Genomic DNA, 21,726 nt, shown 5'->3' on the forward strand with positions numbered 1-21,726 from the left:
GCCCTGCCCGATCAGCGGGCCCAGCGGCAGGCCCGCATCCAGCGACAGCGCCGTGATCGTCCACTGGAAACCGATGCCGTCGATCTGTTCGACGCCATCCAGCGTTTCGGCCACCAGCACGTCGCTCCCCAGCGAGGTGTGCAGCCGCAGGAAGCGCTGTGCATGCGATGGGCCGGCCAGCGCTGCCCGCAGGTTGTTTACCAGGTCCATGGTGATTCCCCGACTTCCCGTGCTTCAAGGTGGTCTGCATGCGGCGTGCGCATCGGCTTCCTCCGGTTCCCGCTTCCGCGTGGCCTGCGCCCCTGTGCGGGGCGACAAACTCACACGATCATCAGGCGGCCTGGACGATTTCTTCCAGCTGCAGGCGGACGCCTTCGCTGATCTTCAGGCGGTAATCGCGTCCACCGGCCGTGATCTGCAGTTCGCGCACGTTGCTCACCAGCTGCGGCTTGCCCACGACCGGGGCATCCATGTGGATGCGCCAGGAACCGCGGCTGATCTGCGCGGCCACGTTGCGGGCATCCTGGCGGGCAGCGGGCACCGCGGTCTCCAGCAGCTCGATCACATGTTCGGGGCGCAGCCGGTTCCAGGCACGCACACGGTCCAGCTCACGGCCAAGGCCGAGTTCCAGGCTGTCACAGTGGTTGAGAGCCGCTTCGCGGTCGAATCCATAGAATTCCATTGCCTTCTCCATTTGCTCAGTGTCAAGACACTTTGTATTTGAAGTCACCCTTCTTGCCGGCGGTGACCTTGATGGCGTTGATCCGGTTCCCCTCGGCCATCGCCGCCAGCACGCTCTCGGCGATTTCTGGCAGCAAGGTTCCATTGAGGATGTGGTCAACGTTGCGGGCACCTGAGTCCACTTCGGTGCAACGCGCAAGCACGGCCTCCACCAGACTGTCGTCCCAGCTGAAGGTGGCCTTGTGGTTGGCAATGACGCGGTCGCGGATGCGACCGAGCTTGAGCGTGATGATCCGCGCAAGCACGTCATCGTTGATCGGGTAGTACGGTACGACCTTGAGGCGGCCGAGGAAGGCCGGCTTGAAGCTGCGCATCAGCACCGGGCGCAGCGCGTCGGCGAGCGCGTCGGCCGCCGGAATCTCCTCGGCCGGCTTGTTCAGGCAGGCCTGCATGATCTGCGAGGAGCCGATGTTGGAGGTCAGGATGATGAGGGTATTGCGGAAGTCGATTTCGCGGCCTTCCGCATCATCCATCACGCCCTTGTCGAAGACCTGGAAGAACATCTCCAGCACGTCGGGATGGGCTTTCTCCACCTCGTCAAGCAGCACCACGCTGTAAGGGTTGCGGCGCACGGCTTCGGTCAGCACGCCGCCTTCGCCGTAACCGACGTAGCCCGGCGGCGAGCCTTTCAGCCCGGACACGCTGTGCGCTTCCTGGTATTCGCTCATGTTGATGGTGATCAGCTTGCGCTCACCACCATAGAGGATGTCAGCCAACGCCAGCGCGGTCTCGGTCTTGCCGACACCGGAGGGGCCGACGAACATGAAAACACCGCGTGGCTTGTTCGGGTCTTCCAGTTTGGCCGTGGCGGTGCGCACGCGCTGGGCGATCGCATCCAGCGCGTGGTCCTGTCCGATCACGCGCTCGACCAGCAGGTTTCCGAGCGTGCGCACGGTACGGATCTCGTCCTTGACCATGCGGCCCAGCGGCACGCCGGTCCATGCCGACACGATCTCCGCGACCACGGTTCCGTCGACCTGCAGCGGGACCATCGGCGTCTCGCCCTGCAGCTCGCGCAGCTCGGCCTGCAGTCGCGCCAGTTCAGCATGCTGCGGCGACAGTTCCGGCTTGGCCTTGCCGCGCTTGGTGGCCGGCTTGGCCACGGCGACGTCGCCTTCACCGTCATCGCTGGGCGCTTCGCCATCGGCCGCCTGTGCCTGGCCCTGCTCCATCTGCTGGCGCAGCGCGGCAATGCGGCCTGCCAGTTCGCGCTCGCGGGTGAGGCGCTCCTCATTGCTGGCCAGCACCGCCTGCGCTTCCGCCTGCTGGGCATGCAGCTCGTCCAGGCGCTCGCTGTGCTGTGCACTGCCCCCTGCGGTTTCGCGCTGCAGCGCGCTGATTTCCGCCTGCAGGCGATCCAGGTGCTTGCGGGTGTCTTCGATGATCGCAGGCGTGGCGCTCTGTCCAAGCGCGACCTTCGCGCAGGCGGTATCTAGGACGCTGACAGCCTTGTCCGGCAGCTGGCGACCACTGATGTAACGGTGCGACAGACGCACGGCTTCGGTCACCGCTTCGTCCAGCACGCGGATGTTGAAGTGCGACTCCATCAACCCGACCATGCCGCGCAGCATCGCTGCGGCCAGCACTTCACTGGGCTCTTCAACCTTGACCACCTGGAAGCGGCGGGCCAGCGCCGCGTCCTTCTCGAAGTACTTCTTGTACTCGCTCCAGGTGGTCGCCGCGATCGTGCGCAGCTCACCGCGGGCCAGCGCCGGCTTGAGCAGGTTCGCCGCATCGTTCTGGCCGGCGGTGCCCCCGGCACCGATCATCGTGTGCGCTTCATCGATGAACAGGATGATCGGATGCGGGCTCTTCTTGACCTCGTCGATCACGTTCTTCAGGCGGTTCTCGAACTCGCCCTTGACGCTGGCACCCGCTTGCAGCAGCCCCATGTCCAGCGTGTGCAGCTCGACACCCTGCAACACCTCCGGCACGTCCTTGTCGGCAATGCGCCGGGCGAGACCTTCGACCACGGCGGTCTTGCCCACGCCGGCTTCGCCGGTGAGGATCGGGTTGTTCTGGCGGCGACGCATCAGGATGTCGATCACCTGGCGGATCTCGCCATCACGGCCGATCACCGGGTCGATCTTGCCCTCACGGGCGCGCTGGGTCAGGTTGGTGGTGAACTGGTCCAGGGCCGGCGTCTTGGACAACCCACCCTTGGCCTCGCCGGATACGGCTTCCTCGCCCTCACCGCCCTCTTCCTTCGCCGAGGCATCGGCGAAGCGGACGGTCTGCACCGCCTCCTGCGAGCCCTCGGTGAGCTTGGCGAAGTCGTGCTTGAGCTCTTCGCGCTTGAAACGCACGAACAGCTTCGAGCCACGGTAGGCCAACTGCGCCAGGTCCGGCTCGGTCAGCAGCGCCAGCAGCAGATGGCCGCTACGGATGCGGGTAGTTTCCGAGTCCAGCGAGGCGATCAGCCAGGCGTGCTCGAACAGCTTGGGAATGTGCTGGGAAAACACCGGCGTGCGGCCGTTGCCGGTCTTGAACTGACTGATCTCATCGTTGAGATCACGCTCCAGCGATTCCGGCAGGATGCCGCTGCGACGGGCAATCAACACGAAATCGCTCTGCGGCTGCTCGAGCAGGGCCAGGAACAGATGCTCCAGGTCCACCTCATAGTTGCCGCGCGCCATGCACAGGTTCGCGGCCCGCTCGGCCGCCTGGCGGCAGGTGTCGTCCAGCTTGCTGATCAGGGTCTTGAGGTTGATGCTCATGCGGAAACACGCACTCCTTGCTGGAACCGTTCGAGGACCGCAGGCACGGACGCCTGCGGCGGGTTGTCATTGCAGCGTGTGGATGCCATAGGTGGTGTCCTCACGCGATGTGGTCTGCGCCTGGGTGCACATGTAGCTGTCCCAGCCCAGCCGAGCGCCGCCGCCGCTGCCGAGGGCGCTGCCCTGCACATCCTCGGCGCGCAGCACCAGCCGCACTTCGTACTCGAGAACGCCGCCGGTCAACAACGACAACCACTTGGACAGGGCTTCGGCCGCACTGCCACCCGGCAGGAAGGCGTCGAACTGATCGCGCCGCAGCGGCCCGATGCGCAGTCGCATGCGCAGGTCTCGCTGCCAGACGCGATCGCCAGCCAGGGCACTCGCCCCCAGCACCGCATTGGCCTGGCCCAGCCGCGTTGCCTGACCGGCAGGCACCCGGTACCACGCGCCGACAAACTGCTCCAGGTGCAACGGCACCTGGAAATAGTCCGACAGGATGCGCTGCATCAGCACGGCCGATACGGGGCGCTGGCGCACGGCACCGGCGTAATAGGCAACGGCCTGATCGAAGATCTCGCCCTCGCCCTCGTGCAGGCGATCGCGCAGCTCGCTCATGCCCATGCCGAGCAGCGAGAGCACCAGCGGCAGGAAGCGCTCGCGGCGATCCAGTTCGTACTGCAGCGCCAGCCGATGCTTCTTCCACGCCGCGTAGTGCAGCGATACGGCGCGTGTGGAGAAGATGTCCAGGAACGCGCGCGCGGTGCGGTCGCGCTGGTACAACTCGCGCAGCTGCAGGGTCTCGGTGTAATGCAGCGGCAATGCGCCAGCGGTGCCCAGCAGGCCCATGAACTGCGGAGTCAGGTGGACCTCGGCCAGTTCCTCGCCGTGCAGCGCCTGCTCGATGGCCTCGCGCCCCTCCAGCCGCTCGCCCTTCAGCGAGTAGACCTCACCCTCCGCGGACAACTCGGTGGCCGGGAAGCCCAGCGACAGCGAGTTGCAGAAGCGCGCGCGCATCGGCACGGCCTGGCCGGGCTTGACGCCTTGCCGCTGGAACACCTGCTCAAGCAACCGCACCGCCTGGAAGAACTGGAAGCGGTGGGGCTCGGTGAGCAGCTGCTGGGCTACGCCAGGATCGATTCGCCGCTGCGCGCTGGGCATCGGACGATCTCCTCCCCGCTGTCGCCGGAAACCAGCACCAGACGGGTAAAGCTGTTGGCATGCACGTAAAGTGCGAAGAAGTGGTCCATCACCTGGGCAAAGGCGGCCACACCGGTACCCACGAAGTGGGCTTCATTGATCGTCAGGCGGATCTCCAGGCCACGCACCACCGAAGCGAACTGGCGACCATGCATCCAGGTGGTGGTCGGGGTCTGCTGCAGCTCAAGGATGCCGTCGATCTGGCGAGCGGAAACATTGCTGCCGGACAGGTCGTACAGACGCAGCATCTCCTTCAGCGCTGGCAGGCCGCTGGCGGTCAGTGACAGCTGGTTCAACGACAGGTGCGAGATCAGGCGCCACTGCGCATTGCGGCCATGGCGGAAACGCAGCGGTTTGGTCGGCTTGCGCAGCAGGCTGATCGCCCTGGCCGGGCTGCCGCCCTCGATGTTCAGGTCACCACCGGCCACACCGAACGCCAGCTGGTTGGGCAGATCGCGGTTGCTGCAGGTCAGCTCCAGGCTGACCGTGTCGGTCTGCGGAAGCACCGGATTGAATGACAGGTCGACGAAGCTGATCTCCGTCTCGAATCCGGGGCTCTGCCGTGCGACATCCTCGTCACGACGTGCCACCCAGTACTGACCGGTCCGCTCCGGATCTTCACCGTGATGCAGCGAGTAGAACGGACGGAAGGCCTGGATCAGTTCGCCCTGCGGTGTCTGCCGGATGCGGTGCACCGAGTCGATCGAGTGCACCTCGTAGGCGAAGGCGCGACGCGCGTCGGCCAGCACCGGATAGTTGACCGTGCGATGGGTGACGCGGATCGGCTCGCCACTGGTCCTGAAAAGGTTGACGATGGGGGTGCAGCCCAGGCGCACGTTGTGCGTACCCAGTTCCTCCAGCACCATCGTGTTGCCCCGGTCCTGGCCCTGCGCATGCAGCACCAGGTGAAGCGTGAAACGACGGCTGGCGCCGGCGGTCACTGTGGGCAGGTGCAGATCGACGAATCCGAACTTCTCCGGATAGGCGAACAGCTCGGTCAGCAGCCGGTACGCCGGATGCGAGCGCGCCGGGAAGTCGATCAGCGCCTCATCCTCGGCAAAGCCCACCGGGCTCAGGGGGACCTTTTCCAGGCGTCGCCAGCGGCCATCGCCATCGGATTCGACATAGGCCGCCTTTACCCCGAGCATCAGCGCATCGCGCAGAGCGGCCCGCACCGACGGCTCGCCATCCAGGAACAGGCGAAGCTGATCGGTGCCCAGCTGGCCGAAGCCGAGCTGATCGGACAGCAGCTGGAAGCCCAGCGAGATCTGGCCGCCGGTGCCCGCCGGCAGCGTCGTGGCCATCGGTGCATCGGCGACACTGCGGTAGACCACCTGCTGTACCCCGACCGGTGCCAGGACCACGTCGTAGGCGGTGCGGAAATCACACGGAACGCCACGCACGGGGCGGCTCTGCAGGGCGGTACCGCGGGGTACGCGCACCGGCGCGCTCAGTTTGGAGGCTACCCCTTCCATGTCGAAGTGGGCGATCGAGCACGACGGGAACGGGCGCAGGTAATGTGGATAGAGCACATCCAGCAGCGCGTCGGTGAACTCGGGATAGTCGTCCTCGATGCGCTTGGAAACGCGGGCACTGAGCAGCGCGAACGCTTCGATCAGCCGCTCGACATGCGGGTCCTGGCTGCCCTCCGCGGACAGTTGCAGGCGGCCGGCAATCTTCGGGTAACGCTCAGCGAACTCGCGTCCGTAACGACGGAGATAGGCCAGTTCGCGTTCGTAATAAGGAAGCAGGTCCTGCATCAGCCGGCCTGCGTGCGACGTGCGCGGGTGACCTGGTACTGCAGGGTCGAGGGCTGCAGCATCGCGTCGAAGCTGACCGGCTCGCGCGCCGGTTCCAGATCCAGCAGCGCATGGATGGTGAAGTGCAGGCCGCCGGCAAACTGATTGCCGGCGTCCAGGTGCACGTTGACGTTGCGGAGCCGGCGCTCGTGTCGCGCCACGGCCTGCTCCAGGGAGCGGCAGATGGCGGCGCGATCATAGGCGTTGGCCAGGCTCATCGCGGAGAAATCGGCCAGCCCGTAGGTCAGCAGCGACTGCCGGCAGTTGGGGAACTCCTTCATGTCGCCTTCCTGGAACGCGGCGCGCGAATTCAGCAGCCCTTCCAGGTCACGGGCAATGGATTCCTTGTACTGCTCCAGCGAGACGGACTTGAATACCGGCCCGGCGCCCGGCTGCTTGGGGGCGTCGTCGAACAGTTTTTCCAGCAGGCTGGGTTCGAGTCCCTTCATTGGTCGATCCACTCAGGTTCGGCATCCGTGCGGGCGGCAGCGGTGCGGCAGAGACAGGGCCGTTCCTGGCCCTGCCCGACGATCAGACTGCGATGGCGCACGAGGCGCCATCGCAGTGACACAACATCACACGGTGTAGTTCGGGATGTTCTTGGTTGCGCTCCACTGCGCCACGGTCTTGCCACCAACGCCGCCTTCCGGCTTCTGCTGCTGGTAAGTCCACTTGATGGCGCCGAAGCTCAGCTGAACAACTTCCTGCGGCATGCCTTCCTTGTCCACCGTCGTGGTGACGCGGTGGACCAGCACGTTCAGCAGCTCGACCGTGTAGTAATTGATCGCGTTGCCGTCCTTGTCGGCGCGCATGAACTGGATCTGCGCCTTCGGGAAGGTGGTGCCGTTGGAGGCGGCCTGGTTCAGGGCCGTGGAGGCGAGGTCGATCGACTTGGTGATTTCGATCGGGGACAGGTTCACGCGGGCAGCGGTGGTGCCGCCGGAGGTCGACGCGGTGGCCGAACGCGGCTGCAACAGGTCCTGCGAGAACGACTGGATTTCAATCCAGTCCTTGTGCTTGTCGTCGTGCGACTCGCCCTTGATGGTGTCAATCGAGAGGAAAGCGTGCTGCATATCTGGTCTCCTAAATTCCGTTCTTCCGTGAGATTTGATGTGCCAGGCGGGGGCCTGGCGGTTAAGGGGGGCTGCGCCCTCTTGAAATAAGCGTCACTGCAATCCGGGGAGCGGACTCCCCTGGACGCTTCAGTTACAGCAAACCGTTACGACTTTTTCGCGGACGCCGGCAGTTCGGCGACCAGACGCAACGAAACAGACAGCTCATCGAGCTGGAAATGCGGCCTGATGAAGGCCACCGCGCGGTAGACACCAGGCTTGCCCGGCACCTCCGAAACCTGCACAGATGCCTCGCGCAACGGGAACTGGGCCTTGGCTTCCTGCGATGCGTTGTCGTCCAGCAGCACGTACTGGGCGATCCACCGGTTCAGGAATTCCTCGACGTTGCCCGCCGATGCGAAGCTGCCGATCTTCTCGCGCATCATCGCCTTGAGGTAATGGGCGATGCGCGACACCGCGAAAATGTACTGCAGCTGGGCAGACAGGATCGCGTTGGCGTTGGCCGAATCGGTGTTGTACTTCTTCGGCTTCTGTGCCGACTGTGCGCCGAAGAACGCGGCGTAGTCGGTGTTCTTGCAGTGCACCAGCGGCATGAAGCCGAGGTCACTGAGTTCCTTTTCACGACGGTCGGTGATGGCCACTTCCGTCGGGCACTTCAGCGCGACTTCGCCATCATCGGTGCGGAAGGTATGGGTCGGCAGGTCCTCGACCAGGCCGCCACCTTCCACGCCACGGATTGCCGCGCACCAGCCGAAGTTCTCGAAGGCCTGGGTCAGGCGCGCACCCATCGCATAGGCGGTGTTGCACCACAGGAACTTGCTGTGGTCGGCCGCTTCGATCTCCTCGACGAAGTTGAAGCCTTCGACGGTGGTGCCATCCTTCGGGTTGTAGGGCAGACGGCCGAGGAAGCGCGGCATGGTCAGACCGACATAGCGGCTGTCCTCACTCTCGCGGAACGACTTCCACTTCGCGTACTCGACCGTGTCGAACACCTTGGCCAGGTCGCGCGGCTTGCCCAGATCGGTGAAGGTTTCCAGGCCGAACATGCCTTCACTCGCTGCCGAAATGAACGGCGCGTGCGCGGCGGCAGCCACGTGCGACATCTGCTCGATGAAGTACATGTCCTCCGGCTGGCGGCCGAGGAAGTAGTCGCCGATCAGTGCGCCGAACGGCGCGCCACCGAAGGTGCCGAACTCTTCTTCGTAGACCTTCTTGAACAGCGCGCTCTGGTCGAAGTCGATGGCCGACTTGAAATCCTTCACCAGATCCTTCTGCGGCGAATTGAAGACCTTGATCTTCATGTTCGGGCCGGTGGAGGTCTGCTGGCACAGGTAATGCAGGCCTCGCCAGCTGCCTTCCAGCTTCTGGAACGGTTCGGCATGCATGACGGCGCTGAGCTGCTCGGAGATGATCCGGTCGATCTCGGCGATGCGCGCATCGAGGGTGAGGTTGAGGTTGTCGGAGACGACCACGGTGCCGTCCAGGACTTCCTTCGCCAGCGCGGCGATGATGTCCTTGGCGCGGTCATGCTCGGTCTTCGACTTGGCGACCTTGCTCTTCTCGACGATCTGGTCGAGCAGGCCGACGTCTTCGGCAACGGCGGCCTGCGTGGCCAACGGGCTGGCTTCGGCTGACATCGGTCAGTCCTCCTTGGTCACGCCGAGCTTCTTCAGCTGCTCGGTGTTGTTGAGCACATCGGTCAGCAGGTCTTCCAGCTTCTCGTTGCCGGCCAGCTTGTTGCGCAGGTCGGCGAGCTTGGTGCGCGACTCGAGCAGGCGCCGCAACGGCTCGATCTGCTGGACCACCGCCTCGGGACGGAAGTCATCGATGGAATTGAACTTCAGCTCGACGCCGAATTCGCCACCTTCGTCGCTGATCTTGTTCGGCACGCGATAGACCGCACGCGGGGCGATGCCTTCCATCACTTCGTCGAAGTTGTCCATGTCGACGCTGACGAACTTGCGATCCTTGACCTTGGGCAGCGGCTGCTCCGGGTTGCCGCTGAAATCGCCCATCACGCCGACCACGAACGGCAGTTCCTTCTGCTCGATCGCGTCACCCTTCTCGACATCGTAGGTGAGCTGGACGCGCGGCGGGCGGATCTTCTGCAGCCGCTTCTGGATGCTTTCCTTCTTGGCCATGTGTGTCTCCTGACTGGGGCCGGGTCCGGATCAGTTGCCGATGTTCTGGAACGGATCGGAGTTGTTCGAGCGGGCAGCGGGCTTGGCCGGCTGTGCAGCGGGCTGTGCGGCAGCGGCGGGCGCGGCGGCACGGCCGGCACGGGCGCGGCTGCGCGGCTTCGGCTTGGGCGCCGGATCGAGAATGGCATCACCCATGGTGTTGCGCAGGGTGGTAGCCAGGGTCTGCGCTTCCTTGCGGGCAGTATCGGAAGCCAGCGCGCCGCGCCCCTGCAGGCGGGTCAGCGACTGGTTGGCAATGCGGAAACCGGCCACCGTGATCACGCCATCGGCGACCAGATCGCTGGGATCGCGCTGCAGCACTTCCTCGGCAGCCACAATGGCGCGGGCATACTGGCCCTGGTCGAACTGCAGCTGAGCGATGCGCACCCACGGCTCCTTGCGCGTCGGATCGGCCTTCGCCGCTTCCTCGAATGCGCTGATGGCGGCATCCGCGCCACCGGTGGTGACCTGTGCTTCGGCATTGCTCAGCGTCGTTTCGAACGGCACGACCTCGGCCTTCTTCGGTGCCGATGAGCAGGCCGCCAGGCCCGACAGCAACATCAGCGCGAACATCGGCCGGTAGACAGCCTTCCCCATTGCCTTCACTTCCATAGTGATCCCTCGTCGAAATTAGTTCCTAAAGGAAGCCGAATCGCCGCCGATACACCGCACGGGATTCCTGCCCCTGTCGGCGGCAGTGTACATTCGCGAATACGCATCGGTATAGTGAATTTCGTCAAGAATGTGGCGGTTTTGATAGACACATTCTTCACATTCCAATGTGATATCCGCGAGCGAAATCCGTTGCATACGTGACTTTCACCCCGCCCTTCGAGCCCGCCGACTCCAGATGAATGCGCAACTCTCCTCATTTCGCCGCGTGATATCCGTCACGATTTTCTCCTTCATTGTTTCGGGTTCCCTTGCCGGTTGCGCCAGCGACAGCAAGCTCGGGAAAGCGATGGACAAGACGCTGCAGGCCGTCGGGATCCGCGAGGAAAAGCCGAAAGCGCCACCGACCGTCCCATTGCGCCTGTATGCCGGCACCAACCTCAATGCCGGCAACGACAAGCGGGCGAGCGCGGCGGTGGTCAAGGTCTACCACCTGCGCAGCCTGCAACGGTTCGAACAGGCGCCCTTCAACGCATTCCTGGACCAGGCCGGAGAGCAGGCCGCCCTCGGTGCCGACCTGCTGTCGGTCAATGAGGTGGTGCTGACCCCCGGGGCCCGGCAGGAATTGTCCGAGCAGCTGAGTGAAGGAAGTGCAGTGCTGGGCGTGGTCGCCCTGTTCCGCGCCCCCGCCGAGAACCGCTGGCGGCTCGCGTTCGACACCAAGGGCAAGACCCTGCCGCAGGACGGTGTGACCATCGGTGTCCACGCCTGTGCCCTGACCAGCGACAGCAAGGCCCTGCTCACACGACTTTCCGGCGATCCGGGCAGTCTTGCCTCGATCCGCTGTGCAGGCGCGAAATAGGACCGCGTCGGAATTCTGGCACTCAAATTGCCGCAATGCGATAGTATCTTCCGCGCAACGTTTGCCCCGCCGCAATCAATGTGCGATGTGATTCACACTTTCACATTGCAAGGCAGGGCCTTCGCCGCAGCGGAACGCGAGGACGGCGGAACCGGCCCCCCAAGGGGCAACCTTTCAAGGTATTTCCAAGGATTGAATGTGGCTTATGTAAGCAGGATGTCGAAGGTTCTCTGGGGTGAAGGGCTGTTCCTGCGGCCCCAGCATTTCCAGCGCCAGGACGCATATCACGAGGCACGGCTGCAGGATCTTTCGCAGACGCTGCACCCGTACGCGTGGGGCGCGCGCCGCGTGCGTTTCGACCCCCATGCCTTGTCCGGCGGCACGTTGAGGCCGCTCGATCTGTCGGCGGTGTTTCCTGATGGCGAAACCTACGATGCCCCCGCCCACGACAGCCTGCCGGACGCGGTGTCGCTGCAGGATCTGCCGCCTGGCGTGCAGTCCACGGTGATCTACCTGGCACTTCCGCTGCTGCGCGATGACGGCGCCAACTGCACCGATGCGGAAGGCACGGTGCTTGCGCGCTATCGGCAGGCCAACCGCGATACGCAGGACCTGTTCACCGATGCGGTGGAGGCCGAACTGGCCTACCTGAGCAAGGCGGTGAAGCTGCTTACCGACGACCAGCCCCGTGATGCCTATGCCACCGTGCCGGTGGCGCGTGTGCGCCGCACCTCCAGCGGCGGCTTCGAGCTGGACGATGAGTTCATCCCGCCCTGCGCGCAGCTGCAGGCCTCGCCGTTCCTGCATCGTGAACTGCGTGCGGTGCTCGATGCGCTGCAGGCCAAGGTCGATGCGCTGTACGGGCTGCATCGGCAGACGTCGCAGAACATCATCGAATTCCGCTCGGGCGACATCGCGTCGTTCTGGCTGCTGCATACGATCAACAGTTCCTTCAGCGCGCTGGCCCATCTGCTGCATCATCCGCAGCTGCATCCCGAGCGCCTGCACCAGGAACTGCTGCGCATGGCGGGCGCACTGCTGACCTTCTCCAACGCCTACCAGCTGGGCGACCTGCCGGTGTACCGCCACGACCAGCCGGAAGCTTCGTTCCGCAAGCTGCTGGAGATCGTGCGGGCACTGCTGGATACGGTGATCTCCACGCGCTACTTCAAGATCGCGCTGAACGAGGTCAAGCCGTCCTACCACCTCGGTCGGCTGGACTCGCAGCGGATCGACGGGAATGCCTCGTTCTACCTGTCCGTCTCCGCCTCGCTGCCGGCGCAGGAGCTGATCCAGAGCGTCCCGGTGCGCTTCAAGGTCGGCGCGCCGGACGACGTCGAGAAGTGCGTGCTGTCCGCACTGCCAGGCGTGAAGCTTACCCACGCCGCGCAGGTGCCGGCAGCGATCCCGGTGCGCCCGGGCAGCCATTACTTCGAATTTGATTCGCGCGGTGCGCTGTATGAGCGCATGCTCAAGGCGCAGTCGGTGATGATCTATGTGCCGGCCGGCATTGCCGAGCTGAAGATGGAACTTGTGGCGGTGACCTCATGATGAATTCCCCCCTGCCCCCGACCCCGGGCCCGATGCCGTCGCTGACCGCCAATGGCGCGATGGTCAATCCGACGCCGCAGGCGGCCAATCCGCAGAGCCTGCAGGATCTGATGTCCGACGGCTTCTACCTGCTGCTTCTGCTCAAGCGTGGCCAGTTGCCGCACGACGCAGAGGGCTTCGTGCAGACGGTGCAGAAGTTCCTCGATGGCGTCGAACGCAACGCGATGCGGCTTGGCGTGGCGTCCGAAGATGTCTACGCCGCCAAATACGCGTTCTGCGCCGCGGTGGATGAGGCGATCCTGTCGCAGCCGTCGCCGCTGCACGAAACCTGGGAACGCAATCCGCTGCAGTTGCGCCTGTTCGGCGAGCACCTCGCCGGCGAGCACTTCTTCGACCGGCTGGAAGAACTGCGCCGCCAGGGCGCGGCGCGCCTGCCGTCGCTGGAGGTCTATCACTACTGCCTGCTGATGGGCTTCGAGGGCAAGTACCGTATCGAAGGCACCGAGAAGCTGGGCTATCTGACCGCGCGCCTGGGTGACGAGATCGTCTACCTGAAGGGCAAGCGCCACGGCTTCGCCCCGCACGCGCTGCCGCCCGACAACGTGCGCCATGGCCTGCGCCGGGTCGTGCCGCTGTGGCTGCCGGCCGTGGTTGTCGGCTGCTTCGGCATCGTCGCGTTCTTCGGCATGCGCGCCTACCTCGGACACGAAACCCGTCAGCAGCTGGCCGCCTACAACGACGTGGTGCAGATGCCTGAGCGCACCGCCCACATTACGATCACCCTCCCATGAGCCTGACGATATGGACATCTCGCGCTCCACGCTGCTTGCTTCCCTCGCCTCGCTGTCGCATCGGGATCGCCTGATCCAGCTCAAGGGCCCCGACGAGGGCCTTGTGGTCGAGCGGTTTGAAGGCACCGAATCGGTGTGCGGTGACAACCGCCTGCAGATCGACTGCCTGGCCACCGATGCGTTCCTGGAACTGGAACCGTGGCTGGAGCAGCCGCTGACCCTGCAGCTGCGCCAGGCCGATGGCGCGCTGCGGCAGTGGCACGGGCTGTGCACCGAGGCGGCGCAGCTGGGAAGCGACGGCGGGCTGGCCCGCTACCGGCTCACCCTCGAACCCTGGACCGCCCTGCTGCGCCTTCGCCGCAACGCAGTGATTTTCCAGGACCAGGACACCCGCGCGATCTGCGAGCAGATCTTCGCCGACTACCCGCAGGCCGCCTTCCGCTTCGACGTGCAGGCCCAGTTGCCGGCCCGCGCGATCACTACCCAGTACCGCGAAACCGACTGGGCCTTCGTCACCCGCCTGCTGTCCGAGGCTGGCCTGGCCTGGCGCATCGAGCAGGCGCAGGAGGGCGATGCCGCCCACACCCTGGTGGTGTTCGAGCCCGGCGCCGAACTGCCCGATGTGGGCCGCGTGCGTTTCCATCGCGCCGACATGGCCGAGAGCAGCGATGGCATCACTGCCTTCGCCGAACGCCAGCAGCTGGTGCCCAACGCCAGTACCGTCGCCAGCTGGCACAGCGAACAGGTCAATGCCGTGGCGGCGCAGTCCAGTGCCGATGCCGGCACCCTGCCCGCGCTGGAGGTCTATGTGCAGCCGCGTGCCGGCCGCTTCGCCCAGCCCGCCTGGGCCGACGCCGAAGCGCAGGCGCGGCTGGACGCACTGCGCGTTGGCCAGGTGCTGTACAGCGGCAGCGGCAGCGAGCGCCAGCTGGCCGCAGGCAGCACCTTCAGCCTGGCCCAGCATCCGCAGCATGAGGGCCAGCGCTTCCAGCTGCTGGCCGTGCAGCATGTCGCCGTCAACAATCTGGACCAGGGCATCGCCGAGCTGCTCGGCAGTACCGATCTGGAGCGCGGCGCCTACCGCAACGCCTTCCTCGCCACCGGCGCCGGGGTGCCGCTGCGCGCCCTGCCGCAGGACCGCCCCACCCTGCATGGCCCGCAGACCGCACGCGTGGTGGGTGTGGCCAATGCGGCCGTCAGCCCGAACCGCGAACACCAGGTGCGCATCCAGTTCGGCTGGCAGCGCGGCAGCCAGCCCAATCCGGGCGGTCTGACCGACACCGGCAGCGCCCAGACCGGCCATGCGCCCGGCGACCACACCAGCGGCAGCTGGGTGTCGGTGGCCGAATGGGTGGCCGGCCCGAACTGGGGCACGGCCTTCCTGCCGCGCATCGGCAGCGAAGTGCTGGTGGAATTCCTGCACGGTGACATCGACCAGCCGCGCGTCACCGGCCAGCTCTACAACGGTGAGGTCGCCCCACCCTTCGGCGGCGGCATCGATGAGAACGCGCGCCATCCCGGCGTACTCAGCGGCCTGCACACCCAGGCCCATGACGGCAGCGGCACCCAGCAATGGGTGATCGATGACACGCCGGGCCAGCTGCGTACGCGCCTGCACAGCTCGCTGGCCGACAGCCGGCTGGAGCTGGGCTACCTGATCGCGCACCAGAACACCGCCCGCGGCGCCCTGCGCGGCGAGGGCTTCGAGCTGGCCACGCAGGGCTGGGGCAACGTGCATGCGGCCGAAGGCCTGCTGCTGTCCGCCAGCGCGCAGGAGCGGGCCGCTTCCACGGTCATGGACAACGCCAGCGTGGTGGCGCAGCTCAAGGGCGCCGAGCGCAGCCTGGAGCAGATGCAGCAGACCCTGGCCCAGCAGCAGGTGCCCGGATTGACCGAGTTCGAGCGCACGAAGCAGCTGCGCGAGCAGATCGATCCGCAGGCACAGGGACGCTACGAAGGCGAGGTCAACGGACAGAGCGCGATGAAGCCGGGCGGCGATGGCCGCAGCCCGGGCGACCAGCCGGTGGAGCGTCTGGCCAAGCCGCTGCTGCTGGCCGAAGCACCGCACCACATTGCCTGGACCACGCCAGCCAGCGCGGTGGCCTACGCCGGGCAGAACCTGCAGATGACGGTGCAGCAGGATCTGCACATCAGCGCAGGCGAGACCATCGCCACGGTGTCCGGCGAGCACGTCTCACTGTTCGCGCAGAGCGGCCCGCTTCGGGTGATCGCCGCCCAGGGCCCGGTCAGCCTGCAGGCCAACGATGGCGAACTGGAGCTGCTGAGCGACCAGGCACTGACCATCACCGCCACCGATGACCGCATCGATGTGCTGGCACAGAGCAAGGTGGTGCTGCAGGCCGGCAGCAGCGCGATCACCCTGGAGGGCGGCAACATCACGTTCAGCTGCCCGGGCGAGTTCAAGGTGAAGGCGGGCGAGCATCCGTTCATGGGGGGGGGAAGTGATGCGCCGTCCATGCCGGTACTTCCCAGTGGGCTGTACTCGTTCAAGGAAAGCCTGCGCTTCGCGCTGGAAGGCGCCGATGTACTGGCCACGGAAATGGGGTGGAAGGACAAGGCCTACCGCATCTTCAACAACGAAGGCGAACAGGTCGCCAGCGGAACCATCGGTGAGGACGGTCGGTTGCCCCGCGTGATGGCCGATGGCCTGGGTCGGCCGCTGACCTTGGAGGTTGGCGATGACACCTGGGAAATGTTGGTGTCGGCGCCGGGCCGCCCACCCGAGAATGACGGCGACACACCCGACAGCGACGGCAGCGACCCCTTCCTCGGGAACCTGGACGCGGCCGATGCGACCGGCGCCCTGACGTCCGAACAGATCCTGGAACTGCTCAACGAACCCCCGTCATCAACATGATCATCCGACACTTCCTGCTGCTGCTCGCATTGTGCATGGGCCCCTCCGCCAATGCGCAGCAGTATTCGACCGGCAGCACTGACATCAAGACCGCTCAAGGTACGTTGCGCGTGAATTCCGGGTATGTCAGTCATTCCAATGCCCACAGTTTCCATGTTTACAGCTTCCAGTACCGTCCGATTGCCAACGAAGCCGTGTGGAACCAGCTTCCGCTGCTCCCACGCAACGATGCGCCGCCGGTGGATTTCCTCGTAAAGGCGACGGCCACGGCTGACTTCCCGCTCCGCGATGCGCGTGTGCGGGTCGAGGCGGGCAAGGTGGTCCTCTACATCGCTGAGTTGTCCTTCAAGGACACGCCATACAACGACGACGCTGCCGTCGAGCTGAAACGCTACCTTCTCAAGCAGCAGCCCGACGAGGAGCGCTGGGTACTGGTGCTCGATTCCACCCGCCGTCTGCCCCAGGGCGTTGATGTCGCACAGGCCCTGAGCACGCTGACGCCCCGATAGGACGACACGGAATGCCTACCTACATCAGCGCGGTTTTCAACAAGGATACGCGCACTGTGGAGTTCACCGCCGACAACGGTGACAAGCTCATCCGCAGTGGCGGCTCGCTGGCTTGGCTGCTCAACAACCCCGGCAACCTGCGTCCAGGCGGAAAGTACGCCAAGATGATCGGCCAGGCCGATACGAAGAGCGGCAAGTTCGCCATTTTTCCTACGGCCGAGGATGGCCGCGCCGAGAAGCGCGCACTGCTGCGCCGCAAGTACAACGACATGACGTTGTACAACGCCATGCATACCTATGCGCCGGAATCGGAAAACGACACAGCGGCCTATCTGGCATACGTGCGCAAGCGATCTGGTGCCACCGACCAGACGGTCATCAAGGACATGACCGATGAGCAGTTCAACGGCATGATCGCTGCGATGGAGCAATATGAGGGCTTCAATGCAAAGCCTGAGACACGCAAGGAACGGATCGTGCACGCCACGCAGGTCACCTTGTCTGACGGCGCCCGACCGATGCCGGCAACGCCCGTGATCGTGCGTAGCAGCAATACGGGCGAGAAGAAGGTCACCACCAATGAGCACGGGGCGCTGCCGACATTCATCACCCGCCAGCCAGGAGAAGTGATAGAGCTCTTCCTTGAGGAATCAGGCAAGATTGGAAGCCGAATCGGCCAGTTTGCGCTTCAGCAGGCCTCAGCGTCCCTGGTATTTGCGCGCAACATGATGACGGTCGGCGGGAATTCGCAACCACACACTCCAACGCAGCCCAGCAAGGAGAAGCGCACACCGCTGCGCTACGTGGTGCAGCCAGGCGACACTCTCGCCTCGATCGCCAGCAGGTTCAAGACCTCAGTTGACGATCTGGTGAGCAACAACCATATCCGCAACCGCAACCGCATCTATCCCGGTCATGTGGTTTGGATCTACGGAAAGGCGCCGGCTGACGCAGCCAACGACGGCGCCCCGGCGACTCCAACAAGGTCACGTCAAGCCAGCTACAGCGTTCGCTCCGGCGACACGCTGAGCCGAATTGCAGACCGCCATCACACCAGCGTCGATGCGCTGATGGCCGCCAATCCGTCGATCAGCAATGCCAATCGAATCAACCCTGGCCAGAAAATCACGCTGCCTGTTGGGGTCGAAGCCGTGCCCCCGTCAGCGGCCGGGTCTTCCGGGCGAGCGGGCAACAGCGGGAATCCGCAAACGTCTGATCGGCCCTCGCTGGTGAAGCCTCCGCCGGAAACACCTGCTGCTGCTGTGCGGCCGCCGGCGTCAGTACAGGCACGGGATACCCGAAGTCGCGAGGGCGAAGGCCACCCAATCGCAATCATTCCGTTTTCGCAGAAGCGCGCACCTTGGGTGGAGCACGCCTATGCACAGGCGCGCAAATGGGCGGGCAAGAAAGAGGCTGAGATCAGCCGCACCATCAACTTCCATTCCGAACTCGGCTACGGGAAGCAGTTCACTACGCTGGCCGGAAGCTCCAACGCTTGGTGCGCATCGTTCGTGAACTGGTGCCTTCGCACGGCCGGATACGCTATATCATCTCCACACCCGTACCGCGCGCGTTCGTTCGCCGCCGACACCACGCGCTTCAGCCAGATCGACGAACCGGTGTTCGGCGCGGTAGCCCTGGTCGGTACGTCGCACGTAGGGTTCGTCTACGCCATGGACCGCGGTCGACCTGTGCTGCTGGGTGGCAACCAGAGCGACCAGATCAATTTTGTCCGCTTCAACCCTGCAACGCTGCGTTACTACGTGCCGAAAAGCTATCTGCCATTCGCGCAGAAGGAACTCAAGGAAACCAAACTCGATGAACTGGCAGCCACGGACCTCAACGCGGCGCTCGGCATTGTCGTGGCCAAAAAGGCTGGCGACAATACGCGCTGATCAGCTGCGACTTGCCGTGCTGGCCGTGCTTGCACTCGGTGCAGTCGGCTGCGGTGCGCCGTCCTCACCGGTTGCAGATGCAGCAGACGATGCCGCAACGAATGCACACGCACTTCCCGGGCAGGTTGAGGCCGTGCCCGCTGGTCGACTGGAGCTGTTGCCCGCCCTGGCAGATGCGGAACTGAAAGACCTCTACTCGGGCACGCTGCTGAAGCAAGTGGTGTTCAATGACATCGACGGGCCGGGCCTGCTGCTGCTTTCGCGCAGCGAGCAGACAGTGCCGGCGCAGGGCGATGAAGAGGCGATGGATCAGATCACGTTACGTGCGGAGCTGTTCCGGCGCGCCGGACAAGCGGCTCCTTGGGCCTCGCGGTGGAGCGTGGAAGATCCGGTTCAGTGCGAAGGTCTGGATCTGGAGGCCGGCTACTTCCTGGACCAGGTGACTGCAACGGACCTGGACAAGGATGGCCGCGCCGAGTTGACGCTGGCCAGCCACAGCTTCTGCGGCGGCGGCGTCGATCCGCAGCAGCTGCGCATTGGGCTTCGCCAGGGCGAACAGTATTACGAAGTACGTGGTGAATCGCTGGTGGAGGTGGAAGGCGATGAACCCTTCGGCGGCGACCGGCAGGACGATCCTGCGCTGGCTTCGGCTGCGCCCGTGCTGCGCGCCCACATAGACAAGGTGTGGGAGGCGATCAAGCGCGGAAGTTCACCGTGACGTCGTCACGATGCCAGCGCCTGCATCAGGCTCTCCTGCTGCTGGCGCTCTCCGCTGCCGCGGACGTCGTCATCGCGCGCACTCCGCCGTCCGGCTCGCTGCAACGCGCGTGTGCAAGCGCCATCGATGACAGGATCGAACTGGTACCGGTGGAGGGGAAGCGCGTCAGTGCATGTCCACCGGGGAATGACGAGGACTGCCCATACAGCGGTCAGCAGGGAAAGACCTTCTTGAACGACACGCCCGATCTCAACAACGACGGGCGCGAGGACGCGATCCTCACCTACTTCGGCAGCAGCTACGGCGATGTCGATGTCACCGATAAACTGATCCTTGCCCAGTGTGCGGATGGAACCTATATCCGTCTGTTGGAGGGCAGGTTCACGACATTGAAGGCCCCTGTCGCGCCGCATGCTGCCTGGCCAGCACTGGACGCGACACGGGACTGCCCGACTGGGCAGAATGACACCATCCGTACCGGGAAGATCCAGCTGCAGTTCGACCCGGCGACGATGCGCTATCGCGGTCCAGCCGGCATTGACCTGATCCAGGTCTGCAGTGAATAGCGACAGATGCGACGCGAAACCGATAGGCCGAATGCCAGGATAATGCTGGGTTGACTTGCAACGTGCAGACGCGCTCCATGCGCTCCGCAGGCGTGAAGGGTCACCGCCAGAACGCGCCAACTTCGTCAGTGCCAGTGCTCCCGAGCCCCCTCCTTTGATCCAACGCATGCCGTCGCCACGGGCAGGGTGCTATGGTGGCGCCACCATCTCGCAGGAGCGCCGCTCATGACCCGTTTCCGTTCCGTCGGCCTTGCACTGGCCGCAGTCGCCACGCCGATGCTGCTCGCCGCCTGTGTCAGTACGCCTGGGCCGGAGGTGAAGGGCACCGGCCGCTGCGACGCCAGCCAGCTTGGCTGGGCAATCGGCCAGCCGGGCAATGAGGAGAACATGCGTCGTCTGTCGCGTGAGAGCGGCGCCGGCCTGGTCAACCCGATCGGCCCGACCACGATCACCACCAAGGATATCCGTCCGGATCGCCTGCGCGTCTACATGGACAAGGACAACATCATCACCGCAGCCCGCTGCGAGTAATCACCGCCGCGGGCTTCTGTAGAGCCGAGCCCACGATCGGCTGCCACTGAACAGCAGCCGAGCATGGGCTCGGCTCTACACAGAACGCGTGTCGGGCATGGGCCAGCGTGACAGGGCTCAGGGTTCGGTATAGCCCGCACAATCCGGCAGTGGCTGGTCGGGGTGAAAACGGCCCTCACTGAAACGGAACAGCCGCGAATAGCTGCACGCGGGATCCTGCTCGGTGCGCAGGTCCTTCGTCTTCAACGGCCCCTTCGCCAGCGAATCCTCGAAACGCGATGCACCTGCGGGGAAGCGGGCCGCCACCGTCTGGTAACGAAGCACCGGCATGCCCTGCACTGCCGGATCCAGCCCCAGCTTTGCCGAGAATCCATACTCATCGTGGCAGGCACCGGCACGCTGCCTGATGTCCTGCTCGCTGAAGCAGGCACGGATCATCGCGTTGCCCACCCACGGCACGGTCAGCACATCATCGTCCACCTGGACGCCATCCTGCAGGTGGCGCACGCGTGCCAGCTGCAGCGTCGATGCGTCTGCACCACCGCCGGAGTACATCATGCTGAAGGTGACCGTGGCGCCTACCAGTACGTTCTGGCGGGCACGCGGCTGCGGGTCAATCACGTCCTCATCCGCGCCGACACCGGGTGCCAGGCGTACGATCCACGGCCACAGCTTCAGTTCGCTTTCCTGCGGCACGTCAATGCGGACGTGGTAGCTATTTGGCTTGCCCTGGCCCGGCACCTTCTCAAGCACTTCCAGCACGGTGGGCCGCTTCCCCTCTTCGGCCACCGGTTGCACGCGTACGCACCAGTTGCCGTCCCGGGTGCACTCATAAAGTCCTGCCGGGCCTGCCTCCTGGGTGATCAGCACCTGCCCCAGCGGCTCCATCACATTGCCGGCGGCATCGCGCTGCTGTGGCAGGATCGAGCCCTGCGCCAACACCAGCAGCGGAGCGGCCAGTAGTGCAGCGCACACGGACGTGCGGGCAACGAGGGGGGGCATGGGCGGCTCCTGCGGTTGGGATTCCGATGGTAACCGTTGCCCGGGTAGAGTCGAGCCATGCTCGACTGCTGCCTGCCGGGAAGTGCAGCCGAGCACGGGCTCGG

General features: G+C 64.9%; 20 protein-coding genes. 9 read left to right on the top strand and 11 right to left on the bottom strand.

The window, feature by feature from the left end; translation table 11 throughout:
• The 10 genes from ABE543_RS17845 to ABE543_RS17890 form a co-directional block, all read right to left on the bottom strand.
• Nucleotides 1-210 (bottom strand): hypothetical protein (locus ABE543_RS17845; protein ID WP_346475967.1); only part of this gene is annotated, 210 nt, incomplete at its 3' end.
• 121 nt (nt 211-331) lie between these two features.
• On the bottom strand, nt 332-682 hold the full coding sequence (locus ABE543_RS17850; protein ID WP_053520392.1) for a hypothetical protein: 351 nt from the start codon (nt 680-682) through the stop codon (nt 332-334).
• Between the two features lie 22 nt (nt 683-704).
• Complete coding sequence (tssH, locus tag ABE543_RS17855; protein ID WP_346475968.1) at nt 705-3,458, bottom strand: type VI secretion system ATPase TssH; 2,754 nt, start codon at nt 3,456-3,458, stop codon at nt 705-707.
• A gap of 66 nt (nt 3,459-3,524) precedes the next feature.
• Entirely contained in the window at nt 3,525-4,616 is a 1,092-nt protein-coding gene (gene tssG / locus ABE543_RS17860) for a type VI secretion system baseplate subunit TssG (protein WP_346475969.1), read from the bottom strand.
• On the bottom strand, nt 4,580-6,415 hold the full coding sequence (tssF, locus tag ABE543_RS17865) for a type VI secretion system baseplate subunit TssF (protein WP_053520395.1): 1,836 nt from the start codon (nt 6,413-6,415) through the stop codon (nt 4,580-4,582). Before tssF ends, tssG begins: the two co-directional genes overlap by 37 nt.
• Nucleotides 6,415-6,903, bottom strand: a complete 489-nt coding sequence (gene tssE, locus ABE543_RS17870) for a type VI secretion system baseplate subunit TssE (protein WP_180877011.1) — start codon at nt 6,901-6,903, stop codon at nt 6,415-6,417. Before tssE ends, tssF begins: the two co-directional genes overlap by 1 nt.
• A 126-nt stretch (nt 6,904-7,029) precedes the next feature.
• On the bottom strand, nt 7,030-7,527 hold the full coding sequence (locus ABE543_RS17875; RefSeq protein ID WP_006465355.1) for a type VI secretion system tube protein Hcp: 498 nt from the start codon (nt 7,525-7,527) through the stop codon (nt 7,030-7,032).
• Nucleotides 7,528-7,673: 146 nt separating this feature from the next.
• Nucleotides 7,674-9,164: a type VI secretion system contractile sheath large subunit gene (gene tssC / locus ABE543_RS17880; protein ID WP_053517619.1), complete on the bottom strand. Its 1,491-nt coding sequence runs from the start codon at nt 9,162-9,164 to the stop codon at nt 7,674-7,676.
• A gap of 3 nt (nt 9,165-9,167) precedes the next feature.
• Entirely contained in the window at nt 9,168-9,668 is a 501-nt protein-coding gene (tssB, locus tag ABE543_RS17885) for a type VI secretion system contractile sheath small subunit (RefSeq protein ID WP_053517620.1), read from the bottom strand.
• Between the two features lie 30 nt (nt 9,669-9,698).
• Complete coding sequence (locus tag ABE543_RS17890) at nt 9,699-10,304, bottom strand: tetratricopeptide repeat protein (protein ID WP_227255495.1); 606 nt, start codon at nt 10,302-10,304, stop codon at nt 9,699-9,701.
• A 253-nt stretch (nt 10,305-10,557) separates the two neighbouring features.
• On the opposite strand from ABE543_RS17890, the gene tssJ reads away from it, so the two are divergent.
• The 9 genes from tssJ (at nt 10,558) to ABE543_RS17935 (ending at nt 20,620) form a co-directional block, all read left to right on the top strand.
• The gene (gene tssJ, locus ABE543_RS17895; RefSeq protein WP_053517622.1) at nt 10,558-11,181 is read left to right on the top strand and encodes a type VI secretion system lipoprotein TssJ; all 624 of its coding nucleotides are present in this window, start codon (nt 10,558-10,560) and stop codon (nt 11,179-11,181) included.
• 216 nt (nt 11,182-11,397) lie between these two features.
• Nucleotides 11,398-12,732, top strand: coding sequence for a type VI secretion system baseplate subunit TssK (gene tssK, locus ABE543_RS17900; protein WP_053517623.1), 1,335 nt, complete (start codon nt 11,398-11,400; stop codon nt 12,730-12,732).
• Nucleotides 12,729-13,523, top strand: coding sequence for a type IVB secretion system protein IcmH/DotU (gene icmH / locus ABE543_RS17905; RefSeq protein WP_181452092.1), 795 nt, complete (start codon nt 12,729-12,731; stop codon nt 13,521-13,523). Before tssK ends, icmH begins: the two co-directional genes overlap by 4 nt.
• A gap of 10 nt (nt 13,524-13,533) precedes the next feature.
• Nucleotides 13,534-16,401, top strand: coding sequence for a type VI secretion system Vgr family protein (locus ABE543_RS17910; RefSeq protein WP_346475970.1), 2,868 nt, complete (start codon nt 13,534-13,536; stop codon nt 16,399-16,401).
• Nucleotides 16,398-16,910 carry a hypothetical protein gene (locus tag ABE543_RS17915; protein ID WP_346475971.1) on the top strand — a complete coding sequence of 171 codons (513 nt, stop codon included), beginning with the start codon at nt 16,398-16,400 and terminating at the stop codon, nt 16,908-16,910. The genes ABE543_RS17910 and ABE543_RS17915 overlap by 4 nt, the downstream gene beginning before the upstream one ends.
• A gap of 11 nt (nt 16,911-16,921) precedes the next feature.
• Nucleotides 16,922-18,805, top strand: coding sequence for a TIGR02594 family protein (locus ABE543_RS17920; protein WP_053517626.1), 1,884 nt, complete (start codon nt 16,922-16,924; stop codon nt 18,803-18,805).
• On the top strand, nt 18,729-19,523 hold the full coding sequence (locus ABE543_RS17925; protein WP_279942726.1) for a hypothetical protein: 795 nt from the start codon (nt 18,729-18,731) through the stop codon (nt 19,521-19,523). Before ABE543_RS17920 ends, ABE543_RS17925 begins: the two co-directional genes overlap by 77 nt.
• Nucleotides 19,520-20,089, top strand: coding sequence for a hypothetical protein (locus ABE543_RS17930; RefSeq protein ID WP_197571771.1), 570 nt, complete (start codon nt 19,520-19,522; stop codon nt 20,087-20,089). The genes ABE543_RS17925 and ABE543_RS17930 overlap by 4 nt, the downstream gene beginning before the upstream one ends.
• Nucleotides 20,090-20,314: 225 nt before the next feature.
• Nucleotides 20,315-20,620, top strand: a complete 306-nt coding sequence (locus ABE543_RS17935) for an I78 family peptidase inhibitor (protein ID WP_053517630.1) — start codon at nt 20,315-20,317, stop codon at nt 20,618-20,620.
• A 117-nt stretch (nt 20,621-20,737) separates the two neighbouring features.
• Here the strand turns inward: ABE543_RS17935 and ABE543_RS17940 are convergent, their stop codons facing one another.
• Nucleotides 20,738-21,622 (bottom strand): hypothetical protein, encoded by an 885-nt coding sequence (locus tag ABE543_RS17940; protein WP_346475972.1) that lies wholly within the window; start codon nt 21,620-21,622, stop codon nt 20,738-20,740.
• Nucleotides 21,623-21,726 lie beyond the last annotated feature (104 nt).

Source organism: Stenotrophomonas sp. TWI169 (assembly GCF_039674705.1).
GTDB classification, from domain to species: Bacteria; Pseudomonadota; Gammaproteobacteria; order Xanthomonadales; family Xanthomonadaceae; genus Stenotrophomonas; species Stenotrophomonas maltophilia_P.